The organism is Bifidobacterium intestinale (assembly GCF_023656765.1).
GTDB classification, from domain to species: domain Bacteria; phylum Actinomycetota; class Actinomycetes; order Actinomycetales; family Bifidobacteriaceae; genus Bifidobacterium; species Bifidobacterium hominis.
Genome location: NZ_JAMOKR010000009.1, coordinates 1 through 1,479 on the forward strand (window position 1 = coordinate 1; position 1,479 = coordinate 1,479).

The 1,479-nt window shown below is 65.0% G+C and carries 2 protein-coding genes; both read right to left on the reverse strand.

All coding sequences use genetic code 11. The annotated features are described in order from the left end of the window. Nucleotides 1–45: 45 nt before the first annotated feature. The gene (locus NBH13_RS08635; protein ID WP_081291877.1) at nucleotides 46–891 is read right to left on the reverse strand and encodes an IS3 family transposase; all 846 of its coding nucleotides are present in this window, start codon (nucleotides 889–891) and stop codon (nucleotides 46–48) included. Beyond that, nucleotides 846–1,412 (reverse strand): helix-turn-helix domain-containing protein, encoded by a 567-nt coding sequence (locus tag NBH13_RS08640; RefSeq protein ID WP_065439487.1) that lies wholly within the window; start codon nucleotides 1,410–1,412, stop codon nucleotides 846–848. Before NBH13_RS08640 ends, NBH13_RS08635 begins: the two co-directional genes overlap by 46 nt. Between the last annotated feature and the right edge of the window lie 67 nt (nucleotides 1,413–1,479).

A 1,479-nucleotide genomic window follows, 5' to 3' on the forward strand; every position in this document is an offset into this window, starting at 1 on the left:
TGAACTGCGCCCCGTTTGTTGGACGTTGTTAATTAGGATACAGCCCTAGACCGCGAGGGACATGCTCCGGAACTCCTCCGGGGTGTGTCCCTCGAGTCGTATCTGGCGCCGTCTGGTGTTCCAATGGATGATGTAGGCGTCCAGTTCGCGTTTGAACTGTTCGTACGAGTCGAACTCCCGGCCTCGGTAGAACTCGTCCTTCAAGTGGCCGAAGACCTGCTCGGTGGCGGCGTTGTCCAGGCAGTTGCCCTTGCGGCTCATGGACTGGCGGATGCCGAGGCGTTCGAGCTCGTCCCGCCACCATTGGTGCTGGTACTGCCATCCCATGTCGCTGTGCAGGATCGGCTCCGCGCCGGCGGGCAGGCGCTCCGCGAGCATGGCGAGCAGGCGCCTCTGCTGCCCGAGGTCCGGACTGCGGCTCACGTCCCAGGCGACGATCTCCTTGCTGGCCATGTCGTACACGGGCGCGAGGTACGCCTTGCCGCCCGCGACCTTGAACTCGGTGACGTCGGTCCCGAGCTTGGAGAACGGACGGGCCGCGTCGAAGTCGCGTTTGAGCAGGTTATGCACGTGATCGCCCGTCTCGCCCCTGTACGAGCTGTACCTCCTCCACGGGTTCCTGGAGCGGATGGCGCATCTCAGTCCCATGCGGCGCATGACCCCGAGCACGGTTTTGGCGGATATGCGCGTGCCGAACTCGTGGACCAGGCACATGCGCACCTGCCGGTGGCCGCACCCGTTCGGGGTGCGCTCCCATATCTCCCGTACCATCGGCTCCACGTCCGGCCTGGACACGTGCGCCGGGCGCGACAGGTGATGGTAGTACGTGGATCGCGGCAGCCCGGCTATCTCGAGGAGGTGGTCGAGCCGGTGTCCCCGCCCTGCGAGCAGTCGGACGACGGCGCTTCTCTCGCGTCTCGTGACTTCTGCGCCCGCAGGGCCCGGAGTTTTTCCAGGTACGCGACCTTCGCCTTCAGATAGGCGACCTGTTCGGCGAGCTCCTGCTCGCGCGTGGGTTCGGGTTTCGGTTTGGATTTCGAGCCTCTGGGCCTGCCCTTGGGCCTCGGCCTGAGCGCCTCCGGGCCTCCCGCCCGGTACTCGCGGCACCAGCGTTCCAACGGCGCGATGCTCGCGATCGCGTACTTCGCCATGACCTCCGTCTTGGTCATGCCGTTCTCGACGTGGTCGCGCGCGGCTGCGACCTTCGTCTCCCAGTCGTAGCGTCTGCTGCCGTTGCCTCCCATGACCGCCTCCTCGCCGCCGGACCTGTACAGCCTGATCCAGTTTCTCGCGGTATACACCGGTATGGCAAGCCGTCTGGCGAGCGTGTTCCCGCCGGCTCCGGCCTTGATGAGTTCCAGCGCCTCGCGGCGGAACCCGTCGTCGTAACGTCTCCTTCGATCCTCACGCATACGAAAGAACCGCACCTCCGATCATCGAATCTGAATTTCTTCAGTCCAACAATCGGGGTGCGGTTCA

Excerpts from the sequence above, each read along its gene's own strand:
- NBH13_RS08640 (WP_065439487.1), bottom strand. The coding sequence starts at position 1,412 with ATGCGTGAGGATCGAAGGAGACGTTACGACGACGGGTTCCGCCGCGAG.